Raw genomic sequence first — 25,282 nt, 5'->3', positions numbered from 1 at the left:
TGGCCCTCTGTCAATCCCCTGATGTCGACCGGGGGGGCGGCCAGCAAGCTCGCCGATTACAACTTCATCGACATGTATATCTCTTCCGACCCGCTCGCCCCGATCATGGCGCGCGGCCTGAGATCCGCGACAATCGGCGTAACCGCCTTCGGCAAGGGGCTCACCCGGATCCCGGAGGTGCTCGTCAGCGACGCGATCGAGCTTCACAAGACGATCGAGCGCAAGTGGCGGCACTCCGACTTCAAACGCGAATTCGTCGTCGCTCATGACGACCGATCCTATCGCTGTTCGCTGATCGCACCGCCCGATTTCGGTTTTGCCGGGACCGTCGAGCCGAGCCCTGAGAACGGGGTGCGGTGGTGTATCCGGCAGGTCAGCAGCAAGATCCCGACCTTCAGCGACCTCGGCCTGCCAAAATGGGCGCAGGAGGATCTCGCCGAACTCCTCATCCAGCGAGGACTCGTGCTGATCTCCGGACCCTTCGCTTCAGGCAAGACGACGCTTGCCTCCTCGGTGCTCGATTACTGGGTGGCCGAGAGCCGGGACGTGGGTATCGCGCTCGAGGACCCGCCGGAGATCCCGCTGGCGCGGGAGACCGACGATCGCGGCGTGATCTACCAGATCGACCTCCTCGACAAGTCGGTCCGCGAGGCGATCAAGCATTCGCGGCGCTGGTCGCCGCGCTACGTGTTCCTCGGCGAGGTCCGCACCTCGGACGTCTCCTCGGAACTGATGCACATGGCGATCTCCGGCCCGCTGGTCATCTGCACGATCCACGCCTCCGACCCGGTCCAGGCGATCGTGTCGCTCTTCCGCTTCACATCGGGTGCGATGAGCGAGGACATGGCACGCGACATGATCGCGGCGTCACTGCGCCAGGTCTTTCACCAGGAGATCATCGGCGGGCGGGTGATGCTGAAGACCGCGAAGATCCACGGCACTGACAACCACCTCATCCGCGCGAAGATCAAGGCGGGGAATTTCCGCGGTCTCTATGAGGATTTCGAACGCCAGGTTATCAACAGGTCCAGCCCGCCAAGGTAAGGGTTTTTCATCGGAAGGATTGGACTTTTCGCATAATGAGGCAGTATCATCATGCGAATGAAAGCTTGGCCTGACTCGCCGCAGAGAGTGAGAAAAACGGAGAAATGCACATGAAAACCCCGCTCGCCCTGCTCCGCGGCCAGACGGCCCTCGCCGGCGCCTTCGTGCTCGCGGCCGGCATCCTCATGCCGGGCGTCTCGCATGCCGACTGGATCGAAAGCGCCCTCGATCCACGCTGCGACCAGGAGGACAAGGACGCCATCTCCAGCGCGGTCAGGGATGCGATCGAGGCCTCGGTGCGCCGTGCGGAGGCGAGCATCCAGGCGCCGACGCCGGTCGGTGATCTCGGATGCCTCAACGATCTGATGACCGCGCCTCTCGACACCTTCTCGAATATCGGTGGCCTGCTTGGCAGCCTCACTGGGGGACTGGGCAACTTCGACGCGGCGAGCCTCGGGATCGACATGGACGTCTCGGGCACGATCTGCCGCCTTGCCGCGGAGAAATGGGCGGAGCTGACGCCGCCGCTGAGCGATCTCGGCGGAACGCTCCAGGGATTCGCCAGCATGCCGTCCGACGCGCTCGGGCGGATCAGCACCGGCGGTTTTGGAAGCGACGGGAGCGGCACCATGATGCCCTCCTATAGCGGAATGATGAATCTCACCGACAGCAGCGGCTATGGCGGTTCCATCGATAACTACGTGACCCCGAACACCTCGCCCTCGGTCGGCGTCATTCCGGACTACAATGACATCGCGGATCTTTCCCCCGAAGAAATCGCCGCCTACGAGGCCGCGAGCGCTCAATATGAAGAAGAGCTGCTCCAGGCGCTTGGCGACTATATCGGCTGCCGGGTGACGAGCGGTACCGTCCAGTATGACCGCGACAATCGGACGAGCCAAAGCTCCAGCTGTACCTTCGCCCCCTCCGAGGCGCCGGCCCTTCCCACCTCGGGCGCCGCCACGGCGGTTGCCACGACGGCGGGCGTGGCGGCGGAGTTCACCTCCGGGGAGGAAGCCGCGGACCGGGAGGGCGGCCAGGTCCGCCCGGAGGCACCGACGGCCGCTCCGGCGGCCATCCCCATGACACCGCAGCAGACGATCTGGGATCTCATGACCAACGGCGCAACGGACGGCCAGTGAGCGCGCAAGGGAGAACTGAACCATGAAGAAGATCATTCTCGGCGCCTGCCTTTCGGCCTTGGCCATTGGTGCCCTGCCGGATTCGGCTGCGGCCTGGAAAGCCACGGAAGCGACCCTGCAGAGCACCCGCAACCGGGTGACCGAAACCCGTGACGCGGTACGGGCCGCGGAACGGGCGATCAACGATGGAACGGACCGGCTGATCGCCGCCCTGAAGGGTCATTCCGGCGAGCAATCGGCCTACCAGGACAAGCAGATCGAGGCCAATCGCCGGATCACCGACGCGGCCGAGCAGAACGCGACCACCCGGCTGCGCCAGGAGTTCCGGGCCCGGGCCGAGAGCGGCGAGTTTGACCCGAGCCCGGATAGCTGCCTTCTCGCCGGCGCCTACCGCAACGGCGGCGGTTCGGGCGCGCTGCGCGGCTCGACCACGGTGGCAGAGGCCCGCGTCCAGAATGATGGCGGCGACCCGGCGGTCCGCGAGGGCGGCACCCGCTTCGCGCGGAGCGTCGTCGACGACCAGATCGAGCTTGCCAAGGGCATGGGCGGCTTTGCCGAGCCGACCGTCAACCCGGCCGCCATCCTGCAGAACCCAACGCTCACGATCGAGACCGACGAGGACCGCCGCGCTGCCAACCGCCTGGTGCGCAACATGACCGACCCGTTCCCGCCGCGGCCGGTGACCGAGGAAGAACTGCGCACCCCCGAGGGCGTAGCCCGCGCGGCCGCACGGGCCGTCCAGAAGACCCGCGCCAACGCCGGCCTCGAGGCGATTGCGATGGTCATGAACATGAAGACCGAGGTTGGGCCGGCCACGCCCTGGCAGCCCTATATCGACGACATCTCCAACTACAACAGGCCGGTCGGCGACCAGGTCTCCGAGCTCCAGACCCTCGATTTCCGCACCCTGCGCCACTACGCGCCGAAGCCGGAGGTGTTCCACAAACGCTCGGCCCTTTCGGAAAAGCAGCTCCTGCAGGAGATCCTCGACGTCATGTCGGTCAATACCCGCCTCGCCTATCTCCAGCTCGAACTCGACAGCCGGACCGCGATCGTCCAGACCCAGATCCTGTCGACGCTCGCGAACTGAGACATGGCGGCGGGGGCAGGACCATACACGCCGAAGGCGGGCTGGGAATGGCGCTGGTTCGTCCAGGCCTGCCAGCTTTGCCTGCGCGCGCCCGAGGCGCTGATCCTGTTCGCCGGCTGGGTTCTCGTCGCCGGTGCGGTGATCGTGGGGCTCCGCCCGCACATCCCCAGCATCTCGGCCGCAATCCTTCTGATCGCCTCCATGTCCGCGGCAAGCGTGCCGGCCGTCACGGCCTGCCATTGGTTCCTTATGCGCTCGGAAGGGCATGGCGGCGGCCTGGGCCGGGTTCTCCGCGGATCGCGCGAGGCGGCCCTCGTGGCGCTCGCGGTCAATTCGATCTTCATCCTGCTCGCCCTGCTTTTGCCGCCGATCGTGCCGGTGGCGGACATCGCGGCCGGGCCGCGGCCGAGCGAGATCGATCAGGTTCTGCGTGGCGGCATCCTGACCGTGACCGCGGCGCATGTCGCGACCCTCATCATCATGCCGCTCTGGCTGCCGGCCATCGCCGGCCTCATCATGCCGCTCAGCCAGGCCCGCCTGTCGGGGGTCCTGATCCTGGTGAGGATGCCCCGGGTTTTCCTGGCGCTCACGGTAGGCATTTTTGGCGGCATCCAGCTTGCCAGGCTGCTGCCGCCGGTGGTGGGCGTCGCTGTAACGTTCCTGTTGATATCCTGGACCTATGTGGCGGCGCGCGAGATCTTCGGTGGTATAAGCGAGAACGGAGAAAGGGCCGCCAGGCTCGTCCCGTCCACCTGAGACCGGCGCCACTCCCGGCCCGGCCCCCCGCGAAGATGAGAAGGTCCGTTCATGGCCGAGCATGTCAGCAAGTCACCGACGCTTCCCGCGGCGAAGGATTCCGTCGATCCCGGCTTTGTCCGGCGGCCGATCAGGTCGGCCTGGCAGGAGATGCGCGACCTTCTGACGATGAAGGACACGGTGATGATCACCATGTTCGGGTCGGTGAGCGTGCTCGCGCTCTTCCCGCAGACCTGGCTCGGCCTCCTGCCGATCACGCTTGGCTATTACAGCTGGGTTTCCTCCAAGAAATATCGTCTCCCCTTCAAGGTTCCGCAGAACTGGGGAGGGCTCGATTACGGCGCCCCGAAACCCGGCGGGTCAGGCTACTCAAAGGCCGGCGGCATCCTCTATTTCGGCCGTGACCAGGCCAGCCTGGAGGAGCTCTGGATCGAGAACGGCGACGCCCGCCGGCACGGCTTCTTCCTCGGCACGACCGGCTCGGGCAAGGCGCTGCCGCTCGACACGCCGGTCCTCACCCCGCGCGGATGGGTGCTGAACGGGGATCTCGGGCCCGGTGACGAGGTCTGCCATCCGTTCGGCGGCACCTCTCGGATCCTCTCCATCCACCCCCAGGGCGCGATCCCGGCGGTGCGGATGTGGTTCTCCGATGGCCGCCACGCCGATTGCTCGCTCGATCATCTCTGGCATGTGAAGGCCAAGCCGCGCGTGCGGCTCGACGGAAAGCTCGATCTTCCCGAAGGCTTCGGCTTTACCGAGGATGGCAAGCTCATGACCGCTGGGGACGTCGGTATCCTTTCGGGCATGCATGGCGACAAGCTTCACATCACGATCCCGCTCGCCCGGCCGCACGAGGGCATGGCGATCCCCGCGGGCTCGCCGATCCTCTCCGAGGCGCATGCCCGGCGCGGCGCACGCGAGGGCCTCGAACATCTCGACTACATGCCCTCGCTCTGGGGCTCGCCCGAGGAGCGGATCGCGTTCCTGCGGACATGGACCCGCAACGCCGAGATCGGCGTGACAATCGAAAAGCACGGCGTGCGCCTCTCCGGCCTGCGTGTCGCGGATGCGAAAATCATCAAGCAGATCGCCTGGTCGCTCGGCGGCATCGCCACGGTCTATGTCCGTGGCTCCCTGAAGGAGATGGCGCGGGGCGTCGACCTCACGCTCATGTTCGAGGGGATCGACCAGGTCTGGCCGCAGGCGGCGGCCTGCGCTTACCCGGGATGCGGCGAGGGACTCGAGGTCGTGCAGGTCGAACGCCTCGAGGACGAGGTCGAGATGTCCTGCATCAAGACCGACCGCGAGGACGGGCTCTATGTCATGGAGAACCATGTCGTGACCCACAACACGGAGCTCCTCCTCGGTGTGGTGTCACAAACCCTCATGTGGTCCTCGGGCTTTCTCTTCATCGACGGCAAGGGCACGACGGAGTTCTATGCCCGTGCCTGGACGCTCGCCAAGCGCTTCGGCCGCGAGGATGACGTGCGGGTCCTTAACTTCACCGATGCCGGCGGCGATCCCGATGCCCCGGCCGGCGGACCGGCGACCCAGTCGAACACCGTCAACCCCTTCGCCAAGGGCGGCGCCGACCAGCTGATGAACATCGTGGTCTCGCTGATGGGCGACGCCGGCGCGGGCAACGACATGTGGAAGAACCGCGCCATGTCGCTCGTCACCGCCGAGATGAAGGCGCTCTGCGAGCTCCGGGATTCCGGTGACATCCTGCTCAACGTGCAGACCATCCGTGACTTCCTCTTCCTCGGGAAGGGCTTCGACAAGTCGCTCCTGAAGGGCAAGAAGATCGCGAAGATCGAGGACGTGCCGGAGGAGGCCTGGGATGAGATGAAGACCCGGGCGGGACTCATCGAGCTCTACCTCCGCGCGATCCGCGGCGAGTTCTCGACCGCGACCAAGCTCGCGATGAAGGGCTTCTTCGACACGCTCCCGGGCTTCTCGATCGAGAAGGCGATGAACGGCGACGCGCAGGATTCCAAGTGCAATGAGCAGTACGGCTTCCTCTCGATGCAGCTCACTAAGCCATTGGGATCATTGGCAGATGACTACGGGCACATCTTCCGGACGCCGCTCGGCGAGGTCGATATCGACGATATCGTGCTCAACCGCAGGATCCTGATCGTGCTGCTGCCGGCGCTCCAGAAGGCGCCCGAGGAGATGCAGAACTGCGGCAAGATCATCGTCACCATGGCGAAGATCATGATGGGCAACGCGTCGGGCTTCATGCTGCAGGGCTCGCGCCAGGAGATCGTGGAATCCAAGCAGACCCGGGCACCGTCCCCCTACATCGTCGTGCTCGACGAGGCCGGCTACTACATGGTCAAGGGCATCGACGTGATGATGGCCCAGGCCCGTTCGCTCGGCTTCATGATCATCGTCGCGGGCCAGGACATGGCGGCGATGCAGGCGATCAGCCCCCAGATCGCCGAGACCGCGGCCGCCAACGCCTCGATCTTCGCCGCGGGCAAGACGGTGGACGGCGACAAGACGGTAGGCTTCATCCAGAAGCTCTTCGGACGAACCCAGGTCGCGGTCACCTCCGGCTTCCAGTCCCAGCCGGGGTTCTTCGCGAACCGCTGGGTCGACCGGATGGACGCCTCCTTCCAGGAGGTCGACAAGGTCAAGGTCGACGAGCTCCAGAACATGATGGAGGGGGAATTCTACTTCCTCTTCAACGGCACCCTGGTCAAGGCCTCGACATTCTACATCGGCAGCGAGTTCGCCGCGAACTTCAGCGTCAACAAGTTTCTCAAGGTCCGCGGCCCTACCGATCGGGTGCCCGGTCTCGACCAGCGTGTCGAGATCGAGTTCATCGGTTCCATGGTCCGCACCGCCGAGAAGATGCTCGGCCTCAGCAAGGATCCGGAGGCGATCACCGAGCTTGCGGCGCCAAGGGACGGTCTCGCCGAGGTGGCGGGTGTCGCCGGCAAGCTCCTGTGGTCGGCCGGCGATCATGCCGCCAACCCGCGCAACATCCATCACGCCTGGCTTGGGGCCATCATGGCGGGCGGTCAGGCCCGCATGCCGGGCGTCATGGTCGAGGCCGAGGACGACAAGGGCAACTGGGAGGACGAGCTGGACATCGACCTGATGGGCGAGCTCGGCATCCGGGGCAACCTCGATGGCGATGATTTCGCTCCCGAAGGCCGCGCGCGCCGCGATGGTGGCCGCCCGGCCCATCGCCGGGAGAGTGATGATTTCGACGATTTCGACCTCGGCGACGATGGCGACGGGGAGGTCGGGGATGTCGTCTCGGGGCTTGCGCGCGCGGCGCGCGGCCGCACACCGCAGGAGCGCCATGGCGGTATGATCGACCTCCTGATCGCGCAGGAGAGAGCCAAGGAAACCGCGCGGCGCAACCTCGACATCGAGGAGCATATCGTCAGCACCGAGGTGGAGGAGAAGGAAACGGAGCGGGAGAACCGCAAGAGCATGGGCGAGTTTTTCAACTACCTGGCCGAGAACTCCAATCGCTTTGCGAAGATCTTCGCGGAAGAGGATGTGAATGGCGAACTTGGCCTCGACATCCTGCGGCGCTCCGGAACCACCAGACCGATCCCGTTGGCCAGCGTGAAGGATTCCGGCTTCATGAACGCCGCGGTCGACGAGCTTGAGAAAATCATTTCGACGGAGCAGAAATGAGGACGTTGATTCTGGCCGGGCTGGTCGCCGCGGCCCTTCCCGCCATGGCCTGGTCAAAACCGGCACTGACGCCGCTCGAACGGTTGTTCCCCGCCGGGGCCTTCCGGGTAACGGTGGCGCAGGACCTGATCGGCGAAGGTGTGCGCACCTATCACGGTGTCGCGGCGCGGGGTGAGGCGGCGGATATCGGCATTGAGGAGCTCGCGATCTCGGCGCTGGACGGAGGCGACATCGCGGTTCGGGTGACAGCGATGACGGTCCGGCCCCGGGACCCGGCGGCTCCGGTCTTCTCGGTTTCCGGCCTGGCACTGCAGCTTTCCGACTGGCCGAACGCCGCCGCGGCAGATCCGGTCTGCCAGTGGCTCTCGATCCTGGAAAAGGCCGAGATCAAGGCCGGCGAGATGCAGGTCCCCGGCGAGGACGGCCCGTCGGCCTCGGTCCGCATCCGGTCTTTCGGCTTCCAGGAAAAAGGTACGAAGGACGGGTGCCGGATCTCCGGCGTCCTTGACGCCGGGGAGATCGAGCTGATGAGCACCGGCGGCGTCTCCGCGGCGATCACGGGCGCCCGGGCACAGGTCAATCTTCCGGCGGACCTCGCCACCGCGGAGTCGGATCTGCCGGCGGGGGTCCGGGTGGCGGTCTCCGAGATAGAGTTCCGCAATACCGGTGAAATCCCTGCTGTCGGCGCCGCCAATGTCGACATCTCCTCGGAGGTGGTTTCCTCGGGGCTTCAGGGTGCGATCCGCGTCCTGCGTTCGGGGCGACTCTTCTCGCCGGAGGGCAGCGGTCAGCTTGCCCTCATGGAGGCTCTTAACGCGCTGACGCTCATCGAAGGACGGCTGACGGCTGCCGCGCCGGTGACCCGGATCTATTCCCCTGGCGTGGTTCCGAAAGAGGCGATCGCCAATTTCAGCCGGGTCGGGCTCTCTACCGTAACCGGCGCATCCGGTTTCTCGCTTTTCATGAAGGGCGGCGCGATGCGCCTCGAGGCGGACATGGCGCTCAACGGCCTTGCGGAGATGGATCTCGTAACGACGATGGTATTGCGGCCGTACCCGAAGCAGAAGCTGGAACTGGCCGCCGCCGGCGGGGATCTCGGATTTCACCTGATTCCCGATCTCCGCCTCGTCGAGGGGCAGTTCGGCTACGAGGACCGCGGTCTCGATAGCTACGTCGTCGACCTGACCGGCGTACCGACCGGGCGCTACATTCATGAAATCGGGACAATGCTCCTGGCCGCCTATCCGGAACGGATCCGCCATCCCGCCGGGGTCGCGCTAGAGGAGCTGACCACGTTCTTCCGGTTTGCGGCTGAAGGGATCGTAATGCGCCTGTTTCTCAGGCCGGAAACCCCGGTTTCCGCATCGGAGCTTACACTCCTGGCCGTGACCGACGCGATGCGTCTCGCGGACCGGCTCGGCCTCATGCTCACCAGATCCGACCCGGCGGATTAACGCAAATATCACCGAATCATGAACAATCTGTTCATGCTCGATTAATGCTTGCGCACAGAAACCTATCTAAATAGACATGTCCATAAAGTCAGTCTGCTCTTCAGGATAGCTCCTCCCGCTCTTGGGATACGTTCTTTTTGCCGTCTTGCAGGCGTGTTCGAAACTGGGTGGGGTTCCAGAAAGTACAAGTATGAAAAACATTGAGGCATCGATCAACGAAAATGGCGCGGACGACGTCATGAACTTCAAGGGCGGCATCTTCCGTAAGCGCGGCCGTGACGTTTCCGATACGGAAGGGTCAGGACTGCCCACAATCGACGAGGCGCTGTTCATCCCGCTCTTCCTTGGTGATTCCTGCCATCTCGGCCGCGTGACTTTCCGCAAGCGCGGGACGGTGCTGTCCCAAGCAAACCTGCACCAGATCCCCGCTGGACGCTATCACATCCATGTTTTCGATACGTTCCGCGAGGCCTGCGCCGCAGCGGCGGTTCTCGAGTCGATCGGCTTCATGGGCGGCATGGAGAAGGTGCAGGTCAATACCGGCGAAGGCCTGCTCCTGGTCAACCCGTCTTTCAGTGCCGCGGATATGGTTGGTGCGCCAATCTCCAACCCCACGAAGAGCCTTCGCTTCGACGGAAACGGCGGCGCCGTCTCGGTAGATATCCTCGATGAGCGCAGCAAGCATACGGATGGCGACGGCCTGCTCTGTGCCGGTAGCCGCGAAATTGTCTGCTCGCTCTCCTATGGGCGCCGAAAGATTCTCGTCGCCCTCCACCAACTGGAGCAGACCGGCTCCGACTCCCTGCGTCGCGGTCAGGTCATGGCGCGCATACTGAAGGACGAGATGCTCTGCCCATCGGTGATCCGGTCCTTCCAACGGGAGATCGAGCGGATCCCCGGGGCTCTGGTGTCGCTTGCCTCGATCAGCGTGGAGAACGTGCTCGATCAGTTCGACGACCTGACGGAAGGCCTCGACAACGAGATCTCCCCTCCCGACATCAAGGTCCTGCACCGAATGATCCATGCCAGGTCAAAGGATAGCGCGGGTCTGGGGCGGCGGCTTGCCCGCGACATCGCCTGGACCGCCAATGTGGAAAACCTGTCCATCCCCGTCTGATTGAGGGCAGCGTTTTCTTTTTCGGGTGGTACAGTCCCGGGAAGGACACGCTGGAGACCGCCATGACGGGCAATGATCTTGACGGCCGCATCTCACGGCTTTTCACGCGCACCAACGCCCGTCGCGCCCTGTTTCTCAGCGGAAGCATCGCCGTCGCTTCCTGCGTCGGTTATGCGACGCCCGACCTTGTCGCCGCGGTCCATCATGGACTTGCCGCGGCGCTTTCCCACGTGCCTATGGCGCCGACGCTCGAGGCGACCAATGCCTATTTCAATGGCGGACTGACCTGGATCGGCGCCGTCGGTGTCGGTCTTTCGGACTGGGTGTCAGGCGCGGGCGGCGAGATCGGCGTGCGGACGGCCGAAACGGTCAACCAGATGCGTTCCCACCTGGCCGGGGATGCGGAAGCGGCCCGCGGCCTCTTCGAGAACACGATCTCGAAGAGCTCGGAGTTCCTGTCGTTCTGGCGTTCGACCATCCGCAACTCGATCCCGTCGAGCCCGGCCGATCTCGTCACGCAGGCCGGCAAGGCCCTTGCCGCCGTGGCGGAGGTCTGGGGGGTCTACAAGGGTCTGACCGAGGCCTATGAGTGGTCGATCGGGAAGATCCGCCGCAAGGTGGCCAAGGCGCCGGAGACCGCCCGCACGGCGGAGGCTGCCGGGATCAGCATTGGCAGCGTGACCAACCTGCAGGTCAATATCTCGGTCAGCCAGGGCGGCTCGGCTGAAGATGCGGTCGTGAAGATTGCGAAAATCCTTTCTGTGGAAAAGGAAAGGCAGCTTCACTTCGACGTTCGGGAAGCGCCGTCTCCACAGCTCGCAGCCGAGCCTGCCGAATCTGACGTGTCGCTGGACGATACGGCTTCGCTGCTCGATTCCGACAGCGTGATCTGGGTCTCCCGCGAATTCAACGAAACCCTCCGCCGCGGCGTGATGGGCCGGCTCGGCTACCAGGCCGGGGCGGGCAGGGCCTCCGCTCCCGGGCAGCGGCTCGGCGAGGCCTTCCGCCCGATCGAGGGGATCGACGGCGGGCTGATCCTCAAGGTGACGCCGAAGGGCGAGATCCGCGCGGTCACGCCGGAATATGCGAAAATGAAACAAGTAGAGCCTGAACGCCTGGCTCATCCCGTTATGTGACGAGATTCCCCATGAAGAACATCATCATCGGTCTTTCCGGCGAACGTCAGGTCGGCAAGTCCCATATCGCACAACACCTCATCGATCGCTACGGTTTCCAGCGCGTGCATCCCTTCAATGGCGGAAAGGCCGCCTGCCGGGGGTATTTCACCCATCTCGGCGCCGACGCGGACACCGCCTGGAGGATGACCGACGGCGACCTGAAGGACGTGCCAAGCCAGATCCTGCCCATCATCAGCAATCCCGGGCACGGCGAGCCGGGCACGCATTACGCACCGCGTTTCTACATGGAGAAACTCGGCCAGTTCATGGGCGTCCAGCTCGGCCCGGAATGGACCATCGGCGCCGAGATGCGCCTGATCCTGAACGCAAACGAGGGCAAGCCGGTCCGTCTCGTCGCGGAATCGATCGTCTACGAGGCCGATGAACTCAGAAAACTTGGCGGCAAGATCATCGAGGTCCGGCGGCCGAAGCGTGAGAACGCGATCGTGGGCCTGGAGACCGACAGATACTCCGCGACGATCCGCCCGGACCATGTTTTCCTGAACGATCAAGACGGGCTCGACCTTATGCGCGAGGACTTCGACGGGCTCCTGCGCGAGCGGTTCGGCCTTGTCGAGGACCTGCCCGAATACGCGTTCTGACCATGGCGCGGGCCGGCGACAAGCAAAGGCTCGAGACGCTCGAGGCCGAATTTTCCGGCCTCGAGGAGGACGCCTTCCTCGCCGGTCCGGACCGCGATGCGGGTGACCTCGATATCGATGCGATCTTCGCCACCCCCTGGCGGGATGTCTTCCAGGATCTGGCCTGGGACGTTGGTCTTGCGGCCGCCCCGGACAAGGTCGTCCAGGCCTGGCTTCAGGGTCTCCTCGCCGGCGATGGGCGGCTTCCAGACCGGCCGGGAATCGCCGGTATCGCCTTTTGCGAGGCGCGTGAGGCCGGGACCGGAGACCCGTTGGGGATCGTGGCGGTCGACATAACGGGCCCGGAACCGGTTCTCGCCGGTTCCTATACCGGCGCCCAGCTCGGCGTGTCAGACGCTCACCGGGGCAGGGGGATCGCCGCCCGCCTCGTCATGGAAAGGTTTCTCCTCTTCGGGACCCTGCCGACCTGGGATCTCGACACGCCGGCCTATTCGCCTGGCGGCGAGGCGGCACACCTGGCCGGTTTCCGGCTCCTCGAGGAGGAGTTGGCGCTTCTCAGGACAATCAGATTGCCGGTTATGGAGCTCTGAGACCATGAACGATATCCGCACCCTGATCGGAAAACTGAACGTGGTGGCCGGCCAGCGCGCGATCGGCCGCAAGGCGCGCCAGATCGCGGGCCAGACCGCCAAGCTCTTCGCCGGGCCGGCAGACGTGGCCAGGCGCACCGTCTCGGGGATCGCGGAGGTCGCCGCCTTCGTCGAGGCGGAGGCCGGATCCTGGCTCGAGCCCGAGGAGCTCGCCGCAGGGCAGACGGGCGGTTTTGATGCCTGCGACCTGCGGCACTGGCTCTTTCTCGCCGAGGCGGCGGGCGTTCCCGCGATTCCGGCGAGGACGATCCTCTCGCTCCACGAGGACGACCTCGCGCTCATCGACCAGAAGATCGCGGTCCCCGAGCATATCGGCGCCGGCCTCCGCCGCCGCATCGCGAAGGCGATGCCGGAGATCCTCGAGACCGCCGCGCCCGATGGTCCGTCCCCCGAGGAGCTCGAGATCCGCCGCCATCGTCTCGGCGAGGCGCTCTACGACGCGATGGACGAGATCCCCTCGGGCTGGATGGTGCGCACCAACATCTCCGGCTCCTCGATGCTGAAGGCGTTCGCCGGGGCAGGCGTCATCGAGCGTTCCGAGGACGGCGCCACGTTCGACAAGGATCTCGAGGTCGGCGCGGGCTGGGTGCGGCACGGCAACCGCCGCCGGATCGATGCCACCGACACCCGCTTCGTCGAGACCTTTGCATCGGGGCACAAGCCGGTGATCCACTACCTTGCGCGGCCCTGGATGGAGGCGGCGCGGCGCGCGGAGGGCCCGGATCCCCACCGCCACGGCACCATCTTCGCTGGCAAGGGATCCTGGCCTTGCGAATGGCGGGTCTTTATCGAGAACGGCAGGGTGACCGGCGTCGCCTCCTATTACGGCTGGGCAGGGACGGTGACGCCCGAGAGTGCCGCGAGGGCGCTCGAAGCGGCCGATCTCGGCCAGCGGATCGCCGACGCGGCCGTCGCGCGCGGCCTCTCGGCGCGCTTCATGGGGCTCGAGGTCATGCGGCATTTCGCTGCCCGGCGTCCGGAAGCCGAGACCTCGGCCAAGACCCGCTCCGCCCTCGAACGCTTTCCGCGGGGCGGCGTGAACTGCACGCTCGACTTTCTCGAGGTGAAGGGCAGGGGGCTGATGCTGCTCGAAGGCGGGCCCGCTCATACACCGATCGGCGGCGGCCATCCCTGCGCCTTCGCGGGACACCGGGTAACGAAGGAAACCGGCGCCGCCTGCTCTTGCGAGGGGGTCGCGCTGCGGCTCATGGATGGCATCATCCTGGCCGATCCGGAGACCTGGGGCGGAGGCGATCCGGAGGGCTCGATCCTCGGCTGGGAAGAGGCGCGCGCGCTTGCCGCATACCACGAGAAAGAAAAAGACCCGGAGCGCGAGGCACCGGGTCTCTGATCGTCGATCGGCTGCGCCCTATTCGGCCGCGCCATCCTTGACGCCGTCTTCGTTCGCGCTGGCGGCGGTTTCGCCCCCGGTATCATCCACGGCCGACGGCAGATCGGGCAGGGCGCCGGCAATCTGCTCGGCGGTTGGTGCGCCCGCGATGTATTTCTCGCCCTCGCTGGTCCTGAAGGCGAAGAAGGGAACGCTCGGGAGCTGGTAGCGCCGGGCGAGGGCGAGATTGCCATCGAGCGCCTGGCGCTGATCCTCGTCGAGATCGGAGACGCGACGCAGCGGAAAGACCGGGTTTTCGACGCGGGAAAGATCGAAGACGGCAGCCTTCGGATCTACGGCAAGCAGGATGCCGGCAATGGTTCCGGCGGAATCGGCATCCACGGCCGGGATCATGACGAGCCGGAGCTGGAGCCGCCCCGCCTCGATCTCCGGCCTCAGGGAAGCGATCGCGGCCCGGCAGGCGTCGCAGGAAGGATCTGTGATCGCGTAGACCACGGGGGCGTCAGCCGCGCCGATCGCGAGCCAGGATGCGCCCTGCAGGGCCTCGTGGAGCGAGGCGCCGCTTTCCGCGGAGGCCTCGTCGCCGGAAACCGCCGCCGCGCCCTGATTCACGGCCGGGTCAGCCGCCGCGTCAGGCAGCATCGACGAGACCTCCTCAAGCCAGCCCGAGATCGCGGCCTGGAAGCCGGCCTCGTCAGTCACCAGGCGCACCGCCTCGACGAGCTTGCGGGTCGCCTCCTGCCGGGTGGCAGCGTCGAGCCGGGCCAGCATCGCCTCGATATCCGGTGCGTATTCCTCCGGGATCGGGATGGCGTTGGCCCCGAATGTCTCGGCGATCAGCGCAGCGACGGTCATCGCGTCGTCTCCGGCATGATCCGGATGCAGGCTACGGCCGTCACGGTCGAAGACGAAGCCGGCGAACATCCGGCCGCTGTCGGGATCTGTCATCCACAGGAAGGGGGCCGCACCGGTGGTCCAGGCATCCATGCCGCCGATCCGTCCGGCCGGGGTGATCCCGGGAATGGCCGTGAAGGCTTCGGGAGCGGCGGCGCCCGGAGCGGAAAGAGCGGCCGCCTCGAGCGCCGGCGCCGCGGCGCCGGTATCCGAAGTCGCCTCGCCGGCATAAGTGGCGCCACCCAGAAGGGCGGCGATCAGGGTAAGGGTGATCTTCTGCATTATTCGCACTCTCTTTGCGCTTGTCACTGCACGATGCCGTCGTAGGAATCGCGGAGTGCCTCCGAGAACCGGCCCGCCTCGGGTACGCCGGACAGGAACTTCGGTCCCTCGGCGGTACTCCATGCGAAGAACGGAACGCCAGGAAGCTTGTTGTCGACGACGATGTCGTAGTTCTTCTTGAGGCCCTGGTTCATGGTGGCGGGCAGTTCGGAGAAGTCCCGCTTCACGAGATCCGAGGCGCCGCGCTCAGCATAGAGGATCTCGTGCTCCCAGAACGCCCCGACCGGGTCATCCGACAGCAGGATCCCGGCGATCGAGGCCGGCGAGGTCTTGGAGATGAGCGGCGCCAGGATCACCCGGAGCTGCAGCCTGCCACCCTCGACATCCGGGCGCAGGTTGCGGATCGATTTCGCGCAGTAGGGGCACTGGGGATCGATGAAGGCATAGACCACCGGCGCATCGCTGGCGCCGACCGCGAACCAGAAGGCGTCCTTGCGGATCGTCTCGATAAGCGCCGCGCCATTACCCTCGGCATTCGCCGTGGCGGCGGGGTCGACCGTGGCCGGAGCGCCATCGTCGACCGGCATCAGTACCGTCGGCGGAGGCGTCACGGCAGCGGGTTCGACCGAAAGCGTGGTTTCCGGCAGGCCGGGAACCTGGGCGAGAGCCGCCCGCGCCGCCTCGGTCATAGCCGTTTCGCCCCTGACCTGACCACTCCATTCAAGCAGGAGAAGCTGGAACTCCTCGGGGGTGCGGGCGCGGTCCATACGCTCGACGAGATCTGTCAGGACCGCCTTCTGCTTCTCGTCGGGAAGGTCCGCAAGCGCCTCGCGCGCCACCGCCATCGCGTCTTCGACGAGCTTTACCGACTCCGGAGGGGTCACGGTGTCAGGAACCGCGGAGACGGCCTCGCCGTCATCGACCCCAGGGAAGGGCGAAAGATTTTCGCCGACCGGGCTGATGACCGGTCCGGCCCCGGGACGCGCCAGGCCGAAGCTTGACCAGGCATCGACCGGCGTCACCCCGAGTGCGGCGGAGCCGACATCCTGGCCACCCAGGTCGTAGGCGTAGCCGCCGATCAGGCCCTGGCCGTCGGGCGAAACGAACCACACAACGTCGGAATCGTCGATACTCCAGGCCTGCAGGCCGAGGATCTCGCCGCGATACCGGGAGGGCAGGTCCTTGAGGAAGCCGGGAGCTTCCTGGGCGAAAGCCTGGCCTCCCGCGACAGCGAGGATCACCGCGGCGAGCGCCGGCCCGGCGCGGCGGAGCGGCGAGACCGCCCGTACAAGAAAGGTCATGTGAATCTCCAGATCTCGTGGCGGCTCAGCCCACGGCCGAGCCGTTGCGCAGGTAATCGGCGATCTCGTCAGGGTGCGGCTCATAGCCGGGCGTGCCGGTGATGCCCTGGTAGAGGATCGGGTCCGAATGGGAGAGCACCATCGCCGCGAGATCGCGCTCCTCGACGCCGTAATGCGGCGCCAGGCGCGCCACGATGTCACCGGGCGGGTAGCAGGTCGTTTCGTACTGCGAGAGCTTGCGCGGCGAGGACATGCCAGCCAACTGGGCGGCGCGACTCAAGGTCAGCCCCGCGGTTTCGCGAAGCTCGCGCAGGCGATTGCCGAACCTCTTGCGGCGCAGGATGCGCTTTGCCGCCTCTTCCGGCTTCCGCTCCGGCCGGCCACGGCTCTGCACGTGGTATTCCTGGCCGGCCGAGGCGTAGGCGGTGACCGCCTCCGGTATTGTCATTTCCGCATTTTCAGACATCTCATATTCCGTTTTTCTTCGTCGTGGCCGTGTCGCGATCCGCCGAGTGGCCACTTCAACCCGCGATTCATCATGCACACCCAAAACCGACATGGCCGGGGCTCATATATTATATGTGGTGCATCTATTTGGGATTGTCTATGGTTTTTCGCAAATGTAGAACTGAGATAGCGAAAATCTGACTTGAGAGGCGCGGGATGGGCACGAAACACATCCGGAAGATCAGGAGATTCATGGACCGGCGGCCGGGCGGTCATGTGATCCGCGCCAGGAAGTACGCAAAATGGACCCTCCTTGCCTTCGGCGGACTCGCTACGCTCTCGCTCGCGCTGATGCTCGCGGGCTTCGACACGCCGGGCATGGCCTGGTATCGCTACAATTGATCAAAGGATTGCACAATGACACTGACCGCAGAACAGCGGGCCGAGATCGCCGAGCAGCGTTCGACCTCGTCCACCACCCTGCGCGCCGTCGCGCCCGGGATGGAAGCGCATCTCTACACCCCGCATGAGGTCCTCGACCACGGTCTTGTCCGGGTCATCGACTACATGGGCGACGACAGCGCGATCACCCAGGCGGCGCGCGTGAGCTACGGCAGGGGCACCAGGCATGTCACGAATGACGAGGGGCTGATCCGTTACCTGATGCGGCACTGGCACTCGACGCCGTTCGAGATGTGCGAGGTCAAGTTCCACGTCAAGCTGCCGGTCTTCGTCGCCCGCCAGTGGATCCGCCACCGCACCGCCAACGTGAACGAGTATTCGGCGCGCTACTCGATCCTCGAGCGCGAGTTCTACATCCCGGACCCGGAGCATCTGGCGGCGCAGTCCACGGTGAACAACCAGGGCCGCGGCGAGCTGCTTGAGGGCGAGGAGGCGCAGCGCGTCCTTGACCTTTTGCGCGAGGACGCGATGCGCAGCTACGACCACTACGAGGCGATGCTGAGCCAGGACGGCCAGAAGGGCCTCGCGCGCGAGCTGGCGCGGATGAACCTGCCGGCGAATATCTATACCCAGTGGTACTGGAAGACCGACCTGCACAACCTCTTCCACTTCCTGCGGCTCAGGGCGGACGCGCACGCGCAATACGAGATCCGCGCCTATGCCGAAGTGATGTGCGGCATCGTCAAGGACTGGGTGCCGATCGCCTACGGCGCGTTCCGCGACTACCGGATGGGGGGCGCGAACCTCTCGGCAAAAGGGGTCGAGGTCATCAAGCGCCGGCTTCGCGGCGAGACCGTGACGCAGGACGACTCGGGCATGTCCGCAGGCGAATGGCGCGAGTTCGAGGCGCTGTGGGGCTGATCCTCCTCCGCCAGACGGGCCGGCAATAATGCGAAAAACCGATTGTTAATCAGTCGGTTTTCCGCTATTCTGGCCGGTATCGCGGTCTGATTGTCGAGGTCTATCATGTTGAGCAGGTTTCGTGCGGCGCTGACGGCATTCGTGATGCTATCAGGCCTACTCGGCGTCGCCCTTCCGGCGCAGGCACTTACCACCACCTCGGTTCCCGGGGGCGGCGGCAAGGTCATGATCGACGCGCACGGCCTCTGCCGCATGGTGGGCTCGAACATCGGGGACCTCATGGTCCCGCTCAAGACCGCTGACGAATACTGGCGGTCGGACCAGTCCTTCCTTGCCAAGCTTACCCCGGGCGTGTCCGCCATCCCCTGCAGTTACCCCGTCTTTCTCAAGGCGCTCGCGCCAGGGAATGCGCATACCTGCGGCTTGACGTGGACCAACAGCGTCATCTGCTGGGGTCAGAACAACGAGGGCCAGCTCGGCAACGGCACAACGGTGGACAGCCTCACGCCGGTCCAGGTCGTAGGTCTGGTTGGCAACGTCACGAAGATCGCGACGACCTTCAATACGACCTGTGCCCTTCGAACCGACCGGCGGGTCCTGTGCTGGGGGCCGTCGATGTGGGGTGGTCTCGGCAATGGCGTGGGGACGAACAGCTCCGCGACGTCGCCTATTTTCTCCACGCCGCAACTGGTTGTCGGCATTACCGATGCGGTGGCGATCTCGGCGAACTGCGCCGTGCTCTCGGCCGGCAGCGTCAAGTGCTGGGGCCGCAACACCTATGGCAAGGTCGGCTCCGATCCGGCGGTGACCGGAGCCGCGGTCAATACGCCGCTGACCGTTGCCGGCACGGGTGTCGTCGCCGATGTCAGTTCCGGAACCAACCACGTCTGCGTGCTGCAGACGAATGGCAACGTCAGGTGCTGGGGCGATAACAGTCGCGGCCAGGTCGGCAACGGGTCGACCGTCAACACCTGGGTTCCGCAGTATCTGTTTGGCGGCGCCACGAAGATCAATCTTTTCAACCACACCAGCTGCGCAGTCAGGTCAGGGAGCGCCTGGTGCTGGGGGTGGGATGGGCAGGGTCAGGTCGGTGACGGCGGAGCGATCGTCTCAACCGATTTCGAATGGGCGCCACGGCAGGTGCTCGGTCTCACGTCCGGCGTCGTCGACATTCAGACCGGCACGCGCCACAGTTGCGCGGTCAAGAGCGACAACAGCATCTACTGCTGGGGTGCCGGCGTCGCGGGCCAGCTCGGCGATGCCGGCAGCAGCGATCAGTCGTCGCCCGTCCTGGCCTCCGAGTTCGGTACCGAGACGAGCGGACTGGCGCTCGGCAACACCGTGACCTGCGTGACGATGCAGGCGCCCGGTATCGGCCTGACCTGCACAGGCACGAACGATGGACAGCTCGGCGAGGCGGTTGCGGTCGGCACGTCCGCCAGGAGACCGGTCGAGGTCGTCTTCTCGACAAAGCTCTACTGATGATGCCGGAGGCTGCCGCGCGCTCACGAGGTGCGGCAGCCATTTGGCGCATAAGCGGGATTATGTAATCGTATGAGGCGGGGGCCAGGAATGGTGCCAGGCCGTGACCGATGATCAGAAAACCGGACGGGCTCTGTCCACATCCGCGTTTGCTGGCCCACTTGCCCGAAGACTCGGAGAATGCGAAAAGGGGAGCGATAAGGAGTGCCCCATGCCCGCATCCCCAACGGATTTCGACCTCAGCATCAAGCGTAACGCGGCCTGGCTCGCGCGCCATCCGGAGCGGCCCCGCCGCCCGGGAGCGGCGGGGCTGGCGTCAATGATCACGCTTCTGGCTGCCACCTGCTTCCTTCTGGGCATCCTGGTCGGGTCGCTGGCCTGCAATGGCAAGTTCGGCGTTGGTACCGTGCGCACGCTCCAGGTTGAGCGCGCGGCCGGGATCTAGGAGGCGAGCGGCCACCGTCGCCCGGCATGCCGGGCGACATCGGGGCGCGGGCCGTCAGGTCGCAGCTTTGAAGTGAGGCGCCCCGGACCGGACAGGTCCGGGGCGCCTCACTATCGTCTTTCCCGTCTTGCGCGGAAGGATTGGCCGCTCGCGCTCAGAACCGCCAGTTCGCGCTGAACCCGTAGGCGGTGTCATCGAAGAAGGCGGCCGAGGAGTCGGTGATCGACACGCTGGCCGAAACGGTCAGCTTCTCGTTGAACTGGTGACTGGCGCCGATCGTCGTCACGCGGCTCTCCAGGGCTTCGCCGAGAAACTGGCTGCCGCGGTTGTTTTGCAGGCTGACCGAGATCGAGGTCGGCCGCTCCCAGGCGAGGAAGCCCAGACCGAGGTTCAGCTTTTCGCGCATCACCATGTTATCCCCGGCCGAACCGCCCACCTGGACGCCTGCCGAGATCACGGCGGGAACCGGCAGCGCCGAGGTGAGGCTCACGGAGGCCACCGGCTGGCTGTAGTCGGTCGCGTTGAGGTAGCGGTTCACCATCAGGTCCGCACTGACCTCGTGGACGCCGCCCGCCGCGGTGAAGGCATGGGTCACGCCGAGTTTCGCACCGAACCGGTTCGACTCGCCGAGCTCGTAGCGCTGGAGTGTCGTGTCGACGCAGGCATGCGAGTAGGTGGAAAAGGAATGCATGCGGCGCAGGCAGGCCTCACCACCCAGGCTGATCTTCGCCATGTCATGCTCCGGGGCGTAGCTGACCACCCCGCCATAACGGACATCGAGCGCGGTGTTCTCCGCCACGGCCATACGCATCCGGCCGCTGCCACTCACCCCGAGGAGAAGGCCGCCGACAGCCTTGTATTCCTCGCCGAGCGTGAACGGGATGCCGGCGACGACGAGCGTGTCGGACGCGAAGCCGCCATTGACGTTCCCGTCATGTGTCATGACCGGGGAGAAGGACAGGCCGGAGTCGCCGATCGTACCCGGCGCCCCGCGATACCCCATGCGGGTGAGGAGCTGCTCGCGAGCCTGGACGGCGTCGCGCGGCATGCCCGGCAGCGACAAGGTGTGGACCATGAGGCGCTCGGACCCGGAGAGACGGATGGCGTTGAAGAGCTTGTTGATCTGAGCCGGCGCCGGGGTGGACGAAAGGCCGGTGACGTGCCTGGAGCTCGAGAGCCGGACGGCGCTGAAGAGGTCCCGGACATCGGCCTGGGCGGACGTCGCCGTGAGGCCGGCGAGAAGCAGGGCGGCTTGCTTGAGGCCGATGGTCATGATCGTGTGTCTCCGGTGGTTCTGGCCGCAGAAGGCGACCGCTTGATGATTTCTCGCATGTTTGCGAAAAATGCGCAACGGAAAAAAATTATCGCATTTCAGATTCCATCCCTGGTGCCCTGCAGAAGCGTTCAGGATTGACCCATACACGCCGCAAGGACGACAAAACAGGCCTTTCCCCCCGGAATTGTGCGCGCATACACGCGGGATCCTGGCATAGGACGCCTCGGAATGGCCTCCGGAAATAATTTTTCGCAAAACCGTTCGAGAGGGCTTGTCTGAGAAAAAGTTTGAGAATATCTGTATCTCATCGAAAGCAGCGGCCGACGGCCAGCACAGACGGAGAACGACAAATGAAGCGCAGCATCCTGAACGCCACGGCCCTGGTCACCCTGATGTCTCTCGCAGCCTGCGGTGGTTCGACCGGTGGCATCACGGCCCCGGTCACGACCCCGAAACCGATCTCCGGCGGCACCTCGAGCGATGGCTCGACCGGCGGCACCTCGACCGGCGGCACCTCGAGTGAGGGCTCGACCGGCGGCACGACCACCGGCGGCAACACGGGTCAGACCGCCAACGCACCGGCGAGCACCAGCCCGGCCGACCTGATCGCCTTCGCCATGAACGGCGGTACCACGAGCGTCATCTCCCACGGGGTCGAGCGCACCGTGCGTTATGCGGAGGTCAACGGAGAGCTTGCGACGGTCCTGGTCGACAAGGTTCCCGGCGCCGGCTACGGCCTGATCCAGTACCGCGTCGGCGACGACATGACCCTTTACAAGATCGACGAAAGCGCCGTTGCCACCGCCCTCCCCGCCGGGGATTACCTCGGCAACTTCGATGTGACCTACCGCATGGACGGCACCTCGGCATGGCAGGACGGTCACGGGGATATCGGGCTCGGGCTCGATCCTGTCACCGGCACCGTCACGTATGGTTCGATGGCTTCGGCAGCGGATACGAGCGTCGAGTTCTACGGCACGGCCACTTACGCCAACGGTGCCTTCTCCGACAACGGTGCTACCGTCGTCTTGCGCCAGGATGGCAACTTCGTACGTCACGAAGCCGGCTCGCTCAACGGCATCATGGTTGGCGACAGCCTGAACTCGGCCGCGATCGGCACCGTGAGCGCCACGAACGCCGTGACCGGCTTTGCGGCCGAGGGTGGCTTCACCGCCCCTCTCATGACGCAGCCGTAACCATCAGGCCGTGTGAATGTCGGCAGCGGGGGCGCGAAATTCGCGCTCCCGTCAATTTTTCGCATTACGCATTCTTCAGGATGCGAACGAGTCCCGCGATGATCCTGCGGAAGGCGGCGCCCGACCCGCCATCGGCGCGCACATGCCGCGCCAGCTCCGGTCCGACGATCCAGTAGAGGCGCAAGAGCATCCGGCCCGCGGGATGCGGCAGGAGAACCCGGTCCCTGAAGCCGCGCAGGAAGGCCACGTCGGGATGCCGGGGGTCGCCATAGGAGGCCGTGGCCACGAAACAGGAGGCGTCGGCCGCGGCGTCCGCGTTCTTGTCATCATCCTTCTCGTTTTCAGGATCGTCTTCAGGGGCCGGGCCGGCGTCCGGCGGCGGCGACACGATTCCGGGATCGGGGAGAACCCCGGAAATTTGCAGGTCGAGATCAGCCAGGTTCGTCCCGAGCGCTGTGCTGAACTCCTCGACCTGTCCGGTGGTCTGGTCACCCAGAACGCCGCCGATAATGGCGAGGCGGGTCTCATCCGGCATGGCGTCGAAGAGATGCGCCTCGAGGTCTCCCATCCTGCCGGCAGCCCCGAGAAGCACCGTCACCCAGCCCTCGTCATGATGGATGACGAGGTCTGATGCGGATCCCGAACCGGTCCAGTCGGCCGCCTCCGTCCGCGACATGACCTCCGCGGCATCGTCGTAACGCCCCAGGAAGCTCAGGGATGACCCGGTGTCGAAATCAAAATCCGTGATTACCGTGTCGCTTTCCGCCGAGACGAGGAAATGGTTCTCCTCCGCCCCGCCGGTCAGGGTGTTGGCGCCGCCGAGCGCGAAAAGAAGATCCGTGCCCGCACCGCCGAGAAGGAGGTTCTTGCCCGCCTCGCCGATGAGGATGTCCGATCCGGCGCCACCCTCGGCCCGGTCCTCACCGTCTCCGGACAGAAGAATGTCGGAGCCGGCGCCCCCGAGGAGCGTGTCGCCCCCCTCCCCGCCGTCGAGGATGTCGCGTCCCTCCATACCCTCGAGACGGTCGTTTCCGAAATGCCCGCGAAGGGTGTCGTTCCCGAGCCAGCCGGCAAGGTGGTCGTCGTAATTCGCGGCCGGATCCACAACCTGGTCCTGGCCCTCCATCCTCAGGTCGCGGACCTCTGTGCTGAATTCAAGGCGCAGGATTTCGTAGGGCTGCAGGCGGAAGGCCCCGCCTGCAGACACGATCTCGTCCTGGTTCAGCGTCTCGACATACGGGCGCGACAGGTGGCTGGCGGGATCCCCTTCGTTGGTGCTGCCCGTCGCCGGGTTGTCGATCACGCCGAGACGCTCCGCCCACAGATGTCCGTAGCCTGGCGCGAGTTTCCCCAGGTCGACATCGAGATCGATCGTCTCGGCGCTGCGCGAAGAGATGAAGACCACCACCTTGCCGTCACCGGCATAGGCATGGGTCGAGAGCGTGGCGGGATCGGCGCCGGAAATCGCCTCGGCGAATGGCTTGTCCACGATATCGGTGCCGACGAGGCTGCGGCTCATCATCCGGTAAACCTCGCCTGCCGGCGTCAGCCAGGTCTTGACATCCTCCGGCGCCACCCCGTCCCAGGCATTGTTCGACATGTAGGCCAGGCGTGTCTGCAAGGCCTTGTACTGGGTGCCCCAGACGGAGGCGAGATCCACGTCGTGTTCGACCATCGTGTCGAAGGTCTCGATCAGCGATGAGGCATGCAGGAGACCCTTGTCATCGCCGAGGCGATAGATGTTCCACTCCGAAATATAGGACTCGACATCTGAAAATCCGGGCGCGGTCTTGAACTGCGCGAGCGCGGCAAACATGCGGTCACGGTTCCCGGCCTCATCGAAATTGTCCGGGTAATTGTGGGCGACGGCGACATCGATCGCCGCGCGTGCCTCGGCGTCGAGCTCGTCGATGATCATCTTCGTCTCATCGACCCCCGTCTTCCAGAAAGCGCCGGACTGGACCGCGATCGCGGGCTCGTCCCAGCTCGCGGCCGCCGCGCCGAGCTCGGCGCGGTAGGCGTCGAGATGGTCCTGGAGCTCCTTGGCCATGTGGTTCGCGATCCGGCCGTATTCCTGGGCCGTCATTCGGCTCTGGGCGAACCAGTATTCGTTGCCGATCTCGAAGGTCTCGATCGTGACCTTGCCATAGACGCCGCGGAGCATCTCGTCCACGCGGGTCATCATCTCATCGATCGCCGCGGGATCCGGAAACCGTTCCCCGAAAGCCCCCTCGGTGAGGAAGTGCTCGGTCGGAAGGACAAACCGGATAGCGGCCCCGCGCTCGGCGGCGAAATCGAACGCCTCGGACACGGTCACCACCCGGTCGGGATCGCCCTGTTCGCCAGGCGGACCGAATATTGCGTCCCAGCTGCCGTCCTTGAGGCTGAGCACCTCGGTCACACCGCCGCCCGGATAGCGGTAGGAGCTCATCTCCATCTGGTCGGAGAAGCGCTGGTAGGGCCCGCCATCGTCGATCATGTCCTTGTCGAGAACGAGGTGGCCGCCAAAATGTCGCTGCGTGATGGTCATGAAAGTCTCCGCGGGAACCTGGTCCGTGCGAGATTATCATGCTGGCGCAGAAAAAAACCCCG

The 25,282-nt window shown here is 65.4% G+C and carries 21 protein-coding genes; 16 read left to right on the top strand and 5 right to left on the bottom strand.

The window, feature by feature from the left end; genetic code table 11:
* The first annotated feature begins 21 nt into the window (after positions 1-21).
* The 11 genes from OM960_RS13330 to OM960_RS13280 all read left to right on the top strand — a co-directional run bounded on the left by OM960_RS13330 (position 22) and on the right by OM960_RS13280 (position 14,044).
* On the top strand, positions 22-1,044 hold the full coding sequence (locus tag OM960_RS13330) for an ATPase, T2SS/T4P/T4SS family (protein ID WP_264772294.1): 1,023 nt from the start codon (positions 22-24) through the stop codon (positions 1,042-1,044).
* 110 nt (positions 1,045-1,154) lie between these two features.
* On the top strand, positions 1,155-2,186 hold the full coding sequence (locus OM960_RS13325) for a hypothetical protein (protein ID WP_264772293.1): 1,032 nt from the start codon (positions 1,155-1,157) through the stop codon (positions 2,184-2,186).
* A gap of 22 nt (positions 2,187-2,208) precedes the next feature.
* Complete coding sequence (locus OM960_RS13320; protein WP_264772292.1) at positions 2,209-3,276, top strand: hypothetical protein; 1,068 nt, start codon at positions 2,209-2,211, stop codon at positions 3,274-3,276.
* Between the two features lie 3 nt (positions 3,277-3,279).
* Positions 3,280-4,032, top strand: coding sequence for a hypothetical protein (locus OM960_RS13315; protein ID WP_264772291.1), 753 nt, complete (start codon positions 3,280-3,282; stop codon positions 4,030-4,032).
* Between the two features lie 51 nt (positions 4,033-4,083).
* A complete protein-coding gene (locus OM960_RS13310; protein WP_264772290.1) occupies positions 4,084-7,692 on the top strand; it encodes a TraM recognition domain-containing protein in 3,609 nt (1,202 codons plus the stop codon).
* Complete coding sequence (locus OM960_RS13305) at positions 7,689-9,146, top strand: hypothetical protein (protein WP_264772289.1); 1,458 nt, start codon at positions 7,689-7,691, stop codon at positions 9,144-9,146. Before OM960_RS13310 ends, OM960_RS13305 begins: the two co-directional genes overlap by 4 nt.
* Positions 9,147-9,336: 190 nt before the next feature.
* Positions 9,337-10,263, top strand: a complete 927-nt coding sequence (locus OM960_RS13300; protein ID WP_264772288.1) for a hypothetical protein — start codon at positions 9,337-9,339, stop codon at positions 10,261-10,263.
* A gap of 62 nt (positions 10,264-10,325) precedes the next feature.
* Positions 10,326-11,399 carry a hypothetical protein gene (locus OM960_RS13295; RefSeq protein WP_264772287.1) on the top strand — a complete coding sequence of 358 codons (1,074 nt, stop codon included), beginning with the start codon at positions 10,326-10,328 and terminating at the stop codon, positions 11,397-11,399.
* An 11-nt stretch (positions 11,400-11,410) separates the two neighbouring features.
* Entirely contained in the window at positions 11,411-12,043 is a 633-nt protein-coding gene (locus OM960_RS13290) for a hypothetical protein (RefSeq protein WP_264772286.1), read from the top strand.
* Between the two features lie 2 nt (positions 12,044-12,045).
* Positions 12,046-12,633, top strand: a complete 588-nt coding sequence (locus tag OM960_RS13285; protein WP_264772285.1) for a hypothetical protein — start codon at positions 12,046-12,048, stop codon at positions 12,631-12,633.
* A 4-nt stretch (positions 12,634-12,637) separates the two neighbouring features.
* Entirely contained in the window at positions 12,638-14,044 is a 1,407-nt protein-coding gene (locus tag OM960_RS13280; protein WP_264772284.1) for a hypothetical protein, read from the top strand.
* A gap of 18 nt (positions 14,045-14,062) precedes the next feature.
* Here OM960_RS13280 and OM960_RS13275 read toward each other — a convergent pair whose 3' ends face one another.
* Genes OM960_RS13275 through OM960_RS13265 form a run of 3 tightly spaced genes read right to left on the bottom strand, consistent with a single transcriptional unit; the run spans position 14,063 to position 16,969 of the window.
* On the bottom strand, positions 14,063-15,220 hold the full coding sequence (locus tag OM960_RS13275) for a hypothetical protein (RefSeq protein WP_264772283.1): 1,158 nt from the start codon (positions 15,218-15,220) through the stop codon (positions 14,063-14,065).
* Between the two features lie 23 nt (positions 15,221-15,243).
* Positions 15,244-16,521 (bottom strand): hypothetical protein, encoded by a 1,278-nt coding sequence (locus tag OM960_RS13270; RefSeq protein ID WP_264772282.1) that lies wholly within the window; start codon positions 16,519-16,521, stop codon positions 15,244-15,246.
* 25 nt (positions 16,522-16,546) lie between these two features.
* Entirely contained in the window at positions 16,547-16,969 is a 423-nt protein-coding gene (locus OM960_RS13265) for a helix-turn-helix domain-containing protein (RefSeq protein WP_264772281.1), read from the bottom strand.
* Between the two features lie 215 nt (positions 16,970-17,184).
* Between OM960_RS13265 and OM960_RS13260 the strand changes: the two genes are divergently transcribed.
* The 4 genes from OM960_RS13260 (at position 17,185) to OM960_RS13245 (ending at position 20,218) form a co-directional block, all read left to right on the top strand.
* The gene (locus tag OM960_RS13260) at positions 17,185-17,370 is read left to right on the top strand and encodes a hypothetical protein (RefSeq protein WP_264772280.1); all 186 of its coding nucleotides are present in this window, start codon (positions 17,185-17,187) and stop codon (positions 17,368-17,370) included.
* 15 nt (positions 17,371-17,385) lie between these two features.
* Complete coding sequence (gene thyX, locus OM960_RS13255) at positions 17,386-18,291, top strand: FAD-dependent thymidylate synthase (RefSeq protein ID WP_264772279.1); 906 nt, start codon at positions 17,386-17,388, stop codon at positions 18,289-18,291.
* 105 nt (positions 18,292-18,396) lie between these two features.
* Positions 18,397-19,773 (top strand): RCC1 domain-containing protein, encoded by a 1,377-nt coding sequence (locus tag OM960_RS13250; protein ID WP_264772278.1) that lies wholly within the window; start codon positions 18,397-18,399, stop codon positions 19,771-19,773.
* A gap of 211 nt (positions 19,774-19,984) precedes the next feature.
* A complete protein-coding gene (locus tag OM960_RS13245; RefSeq protein ID WP_264772277.1) occupies positions 19,985-20,218 on the top strand; it encodes a hypothetical protein in 234 nt (77 codons plus the stop codon).
* Positions 20,219-20,372: 154 nt separating this feature from the next.
* Here OM960_RS13245 and OM960_RS13240 read toward each other — a convergent pair whose 3' ends face one another.
* The gene (locus OM960_RS13240; RefSeq protein WP_264772276.1) at positions 20,373-21,491 is read right to left on the bottom strand and encodes a hypothetical protein; all 1,119 of its coding nucleotides are present in this window, start codon (positions 21,489-21,491) and stop codon (positions 20,373-20,375) included.
* A gap of 353 nt (positions 21,492-21,844) precedes the next feature.
* Here OM960_RS13240 and OM960_RS13235 point away from each other — a divergent pair, with 353 nt between their 5' ends.
* Entirely contained in the window at positions 21,845-22,690 is an 846-nt protein-coding gene (locus OM960_RS13235) for a hypothetical protein (protein WP_264772275.1), read from the top strand.
* Between the two features lie 64 nt (positions 22,691-22,754).
* Here the strand turns inward: OM960_RS13235 and OM960_RS13230 are convergent, their stop codons facing one another.
* Positions 22,755-25,220 carry a calcium-binding protein gene (locus OM960_RS13230; RefSeq protein WP_264772274.1) on the bottom strand — a complete coding sequence of 822 codons (2,466 nt, stop codon included), beginning with the start codon at positions 25,218-25,220 and terminating at the stop codon, positions 22,755-22,757.
* Positions 25,221-25,282 lie beyond the last annotated feature (62 nt).

Source organism: Defluviimonas salinarum (genome assembly GCF_026013545.1).
In the GTDB taxonomy this organism is placed as follows: domain Bacteria; phylum Pseudomonadota; class Alphaproteobacteria; order Rhodobacterales; family Rhodobacteraceae; genus Albidovulum; species Albidovulum salinarum.
The sequence above is the reverse complement of the archived record's forward strand: the minus strand, read 5'-3'. Positions and strand labels throughout refer to the sequence as shown.